The organism is Plectonema radiosum NIES-515, assembly GCF_025753815.1.
Lineage (GTDB): Bacteria > Cyanobacteriota > Cyanobacteriia > Cyanobacteriales > Nostocaceae > Hassallia > Hassallia radiosum_A.
This window is the reverse complement of the sequence record NZ_JAOWRF010000353.1, coordinates 47,107-53,391: the sequence shown is the minus strand read 5'-3', so window position 1 is coordinate 53,391 and position 6,285 is coordinate 47,107. Positions and strand designations below refer to the sequence as shown.

Here is a 6,285-nt window from a genome sequence, read left to right as displayed (position 1 = left end):
TGGCCGTCCTGTTTTTTGTTTCGGCTGACTGTGCGATCGCACCCATTGCTAATATCTGGCTAAAAGTCTCTGGACGTACACCACACAAACGTTTAAAGTCTTCTGGCTTTAGGCTCTTTACTTGTTCCTAGGTCATCAATGATACCCAACTCTAACCTACTTGTCCCATGCATCTGTGACTTTTGCTCATAGGTCTCAGCACTATAAGCACTCAAACTTAAAATTGCTGCATCTTCATCGTTGGATAAATTACGCAAGGCAAAAATGAGTAAACGCGCATCGCTGCGGAAGGTCGAGGGTTGTGATAAAGATTGCCCAACCCGTGATGAAAGCCAGAATCGTAGACGCAACCTAATTGTTTCTAAAGCTGCTTTGGTGTCGCAAGTCAAGGAATCTAACCGCAATCGTTCGTGGGAGCAGAAACCGAGAAAGTCCTGCAATGTCGGCATTACAGACCATTCTTCGGAACCAAAACCGTTGATGTATGCCCCAGCATAGCGATCGCCTGCGCTTAAGACACCCGATTTATTTCCTCACCAACCTCACATGGAAACCACTACGCTACTGAAGCGTCACCGTTTCATACCCCTTCCCATTCGCTTTGGTTGTGACAGTTGCGTAAGTCCTGTGATAGCTGCCATCACCAGTCCAATTGGTCAACGGTAAAGTAGTAGTTGGTTGCTGCTGTCGTCTTACTGTAACTGGTGGTTGCTGCCAGTTATCGGAATCAACGGTTTGCAAACGCACTGCCCTATCCAAACTATCCCCTGCACCTAGGGCAACTTGTCCAAATCCATTCCACACTCCAGTTGTCACAGGTTTACCAGCATTCACAACACCATGACCAAATCTGACTGCGGTTGGTGCGTTCTGGGGTAATTGTCGGGGATTGCGAGTGGCAATCACTCCACCCAGGAAAAATTGAGCCACCCATCCGCCAACTACTAAAGTTCCAATACCCATGCTCCAGAACGCAAACGATTCTCTTCGAGAGGCTTCGCCAACGCCAGGGACGGAAAGGATTAGTGTGATTTGCTACAGTGCCTAGAGTTGCGATCGCAGCACTCGCCCCATTTTCCATCGCTGGTGTAATCCCGCGACTGTAGTTTTGCCCGCAATCGTAAGCATTCCTGGCATATCTGCCAGCACGATAAGCGCGGTTGTGCCAACGATTGTTGTGGGAGCGATCGCTGTAGTTGTAGTCATCATCAACTTCTTCTCTACGAGAGGCTGCGCCAACATAATTGGTGTCCACAAAGAAGGATACGGGGATATTTGCTTGTCTCAAAAATTGCACCACTGCTTCCCAGAATTTGGGCATTACAGTCGAATCAATAGCATCGATTTCACTGGAATAATTGGACATTTCATAAGAGGGGCAAGATTCAAATGGTAGTCCTCAAAGGGTTCGTATTCCTTTGTTTCATCGCCAGCCTCAGCAATTCTCCAAAACGCAATGCGAGTAAATTCGCGGATGGCGTTAGTCGCTTCGAGGAAATTATAACCCCGTCCAAACACCTTAATTCCCTTCCAATGTTGACCCTTTGCAAAGGGATTAACCATCCATACCAAATGACCGAGTTTGATGTGTTCGCCGATTAAATAGCCCAGTTTGGATGTTTTGCCGCTTCCTTTTTCTTTCCCGACAATACCAACAGTGTTTTCGTAAACCGCTGTGCTTGCTGTTCAGGAGTCAGTTCTGTTGAACGTTGACCAGCTAATACTGTTGCAATAGTGGCGATCGCAATGGAAATTACCGTTGCCACAAATATCGATACCAACCAAGGATTAGTTAGTAAGGAATCCAAACTCCCCGATTTGATGATGTCGATTAATCCTGTGGGAGAGGAATTTACAGACGTTTGCCCAAGCGGATTCGGCACCCAGACGGAATCAAAATCATCTAAATTTTGTTGATTGTTTTGATAATTTGACGGTGGATGTTGGGATTGCATCATTCCTCAAAATCTCCTTTCTGTAGTGCCGAAGAATTAGTGTTGCTAAAATACTTCCTAAAATAACCCCACCAATCCCCGCAGCCATAATCTTCAAGAAAACTGGTTTTGGGGGAGAGGTTATGGCGATCGCAATCATCGCAACTGTGCTTGTTGTCGTAATCGCTGCAATCGTCGCAACAACTCCACCCTCGGTCATAACATTTGTGACTGTTTGGCGATCAGTGATTACAACTTGATTAATTGTTGGTGCTAATACTTGTACAGTCTGAGTTGCCAATTTTGGGACAGCATCAACTATTTCTTCTGCGAAGAGGACTGTGATGTACTCTTGTTTTGTGCCTCTGGTAGGGATGCTTGCTTGGATGCTGCCAACATCGGGTGTTCTCCTTTTCCCCAATTCACCGAAGTTCCCAAAAAATTGCGTTCAAACTCCGCTTCAATATCTCCAAAAACGTTATCAAAACCACCAACTGTTTGATTTTGATGGATTTCAGATTCTCCCACCCCATTCATAATTAAGTCCTGGGTTTGACGCAGGAAAGCTTCTCTAAATAGCGCATAACCAACTTGAGAAATTGACTCCGATTTAAGAAGGAGTTGGTACAAATCGAAATGGTAGCCGCCAGGATTTAGTTGTTGGGGGTCAACACCAATACGCTGTTTGAAAAACTCATCCAGGTTAAATCTTTCACCCATTATTTGTTGTTGGGTTTGGGCTTCACTTTTCAAATTCAACAATTCTTGAATACCCTCAGCAATACTCACACTCTTTTCTTTACAAGCTGCGATGAATGCCTTTACCTTGAGGAAGCTTTCATTGCTAGTTGAGTTGTCAGTGATGTCAATATCTAAAACTTGACAAATTGCTTTGAAATCAGAAATTGAAATTTCAAGCTGCTGCACTGCTGTTGACAGATTCATTGCTTTGTTCCTCTTTTAATTTTTCAATTAGAATTTTTACAAAAAAATAGTCTTGCTCCTCTAGTGTTAAAAACTCAGTCAGGAATTTATACAACTCAGTGCATCTAACTTCTCGCAGGTATAATTTCAAGCCTCCCCTACAGACTACTTCTTCACTCTAGTTAGTTGTTAGTTGGGTGCGCGATCGCACAGTCACCAATTCGTCAAAAAGCATATTCGCGACTTTCGCCATAAGTTTACCCTGCAAGTGCTTACCGTTGAGTAGCTGCTTGCCTTGAGGGGTTGTCAGATTCTTTAAACTATCCTTATAGTCTAGAAGTCGCTTTGTAACTGAGTTTGGTTTTAATTTCCCAGTTTCCACTTGGCACAAAACATACTGCCACAACGCCATTCGACACAGCGCTGAACCTGATGCTTTTTCAATCAACTCATCACCAGACTGCTCCAGCACTGTCCCCATACCGATTCTCATTTTAAATGCATCGCGTCGTTTGATATCTCCGGGAAAAGCTTTAATTACATTCACCCCGTCCCGGCGTTCCTTTTCAACTTTTTTAACTTCTCTGACTTCATGCTCAATCAGTGGTTTGCCATCGGCACTTAAAAAAGCCTCAAAGGGATAAATGCGACTCAGCAAGCGCGATCGCACTCGTAACCCAAAACCAAATAAGTCAAAAATCTGGTTATAGATTTTGAAGCCGTCATCAGTTAGTAGCCAAGCAATATCTTTTTCTATCCGCTGCTCGATTAAAGCAATATCGCAAAGCCAATCAGCGTGCAGCCGCAAGACCGGATCAATGTTCAAACCCTAAGCTTGCGCGATCGCTTCTCAATACTTCTTTCCACTGAAGAATATTGGGTGGAACGCAACCAGAAAAAATATTACTATTGGCGTTACTGCTGGATGGAGGGACGCAAAATTCGTCGGTGCCATATAGGCTCCGTGCGATCGCTCAAAGCTTTGGGAAACTATCAAGCGGTGGTGAGGGCGATCGCACGGAATCAATCTCCCCAGGAAATTAAGAAATTAATCTGAGACGATTAAAACAGATTTATATTTTTATTTTCCAAAACTATGACCGCTTTAAATCCAGCTACAGATATTCCTTCCAATATCGATTCTTTAGAAAAGTTAGCGGTCTGGGTAGGAATGTCTTTATCTGCAATCAATTTAACTGCCACAGCACTTGAGGCACCTGGATATAGTCAAAGAGTTGCTCAAAGCGGAATTTTTTATGTAGAAGCTGATAACAAACATCGCGCATTAATCCGACTTTCTGTAGTTATTAGCCCGGATCATCTTGCTAGCGCTAATAACATATGGACTTATGCCCAACCTTTATCTGACGCACAAATCCCTTCAAGCTTTAAGACTGCTGCTTAATGTTTGGGCAACCGGAGCAACAACCTTTTCAAGCCCAAAAACCTGGATTTAACTTTGGATTTCAAGAGCCTGAGTTGAAATCTAAAGCTCAGTTTCAAAATTTTAATTTTGATCCAGGCGGACAAATGACCGCGCCTTTAAAAAATATAACTTTGTTATTTTAAAATTAATGAAAAATAATCTTGATATTCTTTTGGCTCTTGTGGCACTGGTGGTAGTCGTTTACCGATTATTTCAGGTTGAGGCTGCAATTTACGATGCAATTGAAGATTTAAAAGAGTCAGTTAGCGAGCGAATAAACCTTTTAGAGCGAAGCCTTGCGTTACATTGTGCGATTTACGCAGAACGGAAGGAGCAGGTGGATTATCTATTGCGCGCACTGGAGGAAAAAATTGACCATAAGTCTGGTCGGCTTTGGGATGAAATTAAGGAGTTAAAACTTGAATTGAGATACAAGCCAAAATCGGGTGAGGGCTAATAAATGCCGTTACGTATTACCGTTCGCTCTGTGGTTGTAATTATTTTGGTAATCGGAGCCTTGGTGCTGGCGATCGCAGACCACAACTTCCGCCCAACCTTTGGGGACTTGGCGAAAGTCGGTGTCGGGGGATACCTCGGTCAAATGCTGCCTGAGGCGAAACGCTCTGGGGATTCTAGATAGTCTTCTTGGCTGACTCTGAGAAATTGATTTGCTACATAAAAACAAGCCAATAATTCTAAATCTAGGCAACTAAAAAAGCTTCTTCTTTCTGGCATCCATAATGGTTCCCCAATTTGTAGTCGATAATTCTCATCTACCAATTTGTAAACTTAAAATGGTTGATGGCGATCGCGCAACCAAAATTCTGGATTATAAATAATGTAGTAAAGTACGCCAAGTTTCTGATATATTTCCAATTTCTCGTCGTATTCGTCCCCTGGAGTGTGGGATACCATTTCTAAGGCTAATATCGGCACTACCTCGTTTTCTTCCCAAACAGCATAGCTTCTCCGGGATTTTCCACCTTTTTTGCGTTTCTGGCTTGTGCGATAGCTATATTTATCCGCAAGGATGTGAAAAATTTGATTGAACTAGCATGAATAACTTAAAGCGCGGCATATCTTCAATTTGCCGCTCAATTTTCATGCACCTATGCCAAATAGCTCATAAATTGGAGGGGGATATGAACGCGCTCGCTATTTCATACGCAGAATCCCAACACTTTCAAGAATGGCTTGAAAGTGGAGTTGATCAAGAAATTTTCCATCTCAATGTCAAATCCTGTAGAAGAAGGGGCAATTTTGATTGTTCTTGCTCCAAGTTGATCAAGAAATTTTCCATCTCAATGTCAAATCCCTCGAAGGTAGAACACCTTACGAGTATTTAAGAAATTACAAGACAAAAAAGCCAAAACTAAAACTGAACGATACCAGGAGCGAAAAGCATTACTTAAAGAGCGTTACGGGGTTGAGGTGACAGATGGGCTTGTTGAGAAAGATGATGACAACTGGTATCCTCAATTGCGGTTGCATTATTTTATCACGATGGGACGGGAATATCTTGCAGAACGCGATCGCTCCAAGGCAAAAGCTCAAATGGAGGCAGGGGAAAATGCCCTTTGGAAGCCAGATTTTAACCGTGGGCAGTTATTGCCTGCTGTATTGTTGTTAGAAGAATTAAATATTCGTTATTTCCTCACGCCAGGGATAATGTTTCGCGGTTCTGATGTAGAGTTGCAGAAGTTGAAGGCTTTGGCTGTCCAGCATCGGTATTTTATCCGCGACTATTTGGGGGTTTCTGTTTCTGAGGGGTTGAGCGGGATTGCTATTATCCAGAGGTTGCTGAGTAAATTGGGGTTGAAGTTATCCTACGTTAGCAGGATGGGGAGTAGAGATAAGCGCGAAAGAGTGTATCAGTTTATCCAGCCGAAAGATGAACGGAACGTGATTTACCAGGCATGGCAAAGTCGTGTTATTGGTGTCCACCAGTGACAAGTATAGTACTTATGAACTATTGAATTGGATATAATCCACGGGTAATTT

Annotated in this window: 14 protein-coding genes; 7 read left to right on the top strand and 7 right to left on the bottom strand. The window is 43.1% G+C overall.

Annotation, left to right across the window (positions count from 1 at the left end):
* Positions 1-264 precede the first annotated feature (264 nt).
* Positions 265-498 carry a hypothetical protein gene (locus OGM63_RS24820; protein ID WP_263748344.1) on the top strand — a complete coding sequence of 78 codons (234 nt, stop codon included), beginning with the start codon at positions 265-267 and terminating at the stop codon, positions 496-498.
* Between the two features lie 63 nt (positions 499-561).
* Here OGM63_RS24820 and OGM63_RS24815 read toward each other — a convergent pair whose 3' ends face one another.
* The 6 genes from OGM63_RS24815 to OGM63_RS24790 all read right to left on the bottom strand — a co-directional run bounded on the left by OGM63_RS24815 (position 562) and on the right by OGM63_RS24790 (position 3,684).
* The gene (locus OGM63_RS24815) at positions 562-834 is read right to left on the bottom strand and encodes a hypothetical protein (protein WP_263748343.1); all 273 of its coding nucleotides are present in this window, start codon (positions 832-834) and stop codon (positions 562-564) included.
* Positions 821-1,366 (bottom strand): hypothetical protein, encoded by a 546-nt coding sequence (locus tag OGM63_RS24810; RefSeq protein ID WP_263748342.1) that lies wholly within the window; start codon positions 1,364-1,366, stop codon positions 821-823. The genes OGM63_RS24815 and OGM63_RS24810 overlap by 14 nt, the downstream gene beginning before the upstream one ends.
* 232 nt (positions 1,367-1,598) lie before the next feature.
* Positions 1,599-1,958: a hypothetical protein gene (locus OGM63_RS24805; RefSeq protein ID WP_263748341.1), complete on the bottom strand. Its 360-nt coding sequence runs from the start codon at positions 1,956-1,958 to the stop codon at positions 1,599-1,601.
* Positions 1,900-2,235, bottom strand: coding sequence for a hypothetical protein (locus OGM63_RS24800; protein WP_263748340.1), 336 nt, complete (start codon positions 2,233-2,235; stop codon positions 1,900-1,902). The genes OGM63_RS24805 and OGM63_RS24800 overlap by 59 nt, the downstream gene beginning before the upstream one ends.
* A 17-nt stretch (positions 2,236-2,252) precedes the next feature.
* Positions 2,253-2,879 carry a hypothetical protein gene (locus OGM63_RS24795; protein WP_263748339.1) on the bottom strand — a complete coding sequence of 209 codons (627 nt, stop codon included), beginning with the start codon at positions 2,877-2,879 and terminating at the stop codon, positions 2,253-2,255.
* Between the two features lie 157 nt (positions 2,880-3,036).
* Positions 3,037-3,684 carry a hypothetical protein gene (locus OGM63_RS24790; RefSeq protein ID WP_263748338.1) on the bottom strand — a complete coding sequence of 216 codons (648 nt, stop codon included), beginning with the start codon at positions 3,682-3,684 and terminating at the stop codon, positions 3,037-3,039.
* Between OGM63_RS24790 and OGM63_RS24785 the strand changes: the two genes are divergently transcribed.
* From OGM63_RS24785 to OGM63_RS24765, 5 genes are read left to right on the top strand one after another with little or no spacing between them, the layout of a single operon-like run.
* Entirely contained in the window at positions 3,655-3,915 is a 261-nt protein-coding gene (locus OGM63_RS24785; RefSeq protein WP_263748337.1) for a hypothetical protein, read from the top strand. The two genes, OGM63_RS24790 and OGM63_RS24785, sit on opposite strands and share 30 nt — an antisense overlap.
* 39 nt (positions 3,916-3,954) lie before the next feature.
* Entirely contained in the window at positions 3,955-4,263 is a 309-nt protein-coding gene (locus OGM63_RS24780; RefSeq protein ID WP_263748336.1) for a hypothetical protein, read from the top strand.
* The gene (locus tag OGM63_RS24775) at positions 4,263-4,427 is read left to right on the top strand and encodes a hypothetical protein (RefSeq protein ID WP_263748334.1); all 165 of its coding nucleotides are present in this window, start codon (positions 4,263-4,265) and stop codon (positions 4,425-4,427) included. Before OGM63_RS24780 ends, OGM63_RS24775 begins: the two co-directional genes overlap by 1 nt.
* Positions 4,428-4,432: 5 nt before the next feature.
* Entirely contained in the window at positions 4,433-4,741 is a 309-nt protein-coding gene (locus tag OGM63_RS24770) for a hypothetical protein (RefSeq protein ID WP_263748332.1), read from the top strand.
* Between the two features lie 3 nt (positions 4,742-4,744).
* Positions 4,745-4,924 (top strand): hypothetical protein, encoded by a 180-nt coding sequence (locus OGM63_RS24765; RefSeq protein WP_263748331.1) that lies wholly within the window; start codon positions 4,745-4,747, stop codon positions 4,922-4,924.
* Positions 4,925-5,073: 149 nt separating this feature from the next.
* Here OGM63_RS24765 and OGM63_RS24760 read toward each other — a convergent pair whose 3' ends face one another.
* Positions 5,074-5,316, bottom strand: coding sequence for a Uma2 family endonuclease (locus OGM63_RS24760; RefSeq protein WP_318528543.1), 243 nt, complete (start codon positions 5,314-5,316; stop codon positions 5,074-5,076).
* 399 nt (positions 5,317-5,715) lie between these two features.
* Here OGM63_RS24760 and OGM63_RS24755 point away from each other — a divergent pair, with 399 nt between their 5' ends.
* Positions 5,716-6,234 (top strand): hypothetical protein, encoded by a 519-nt coding sequence (locus tag OGM63_RS24755; RefSeq protein ID WP_263748330.1) that lies wholly within the window; start codon positions 5,716-5,718, stop codon positions 6,232-6,234.
* Positions 6,235-6,285: the final 51 nt, after the last annotated feature.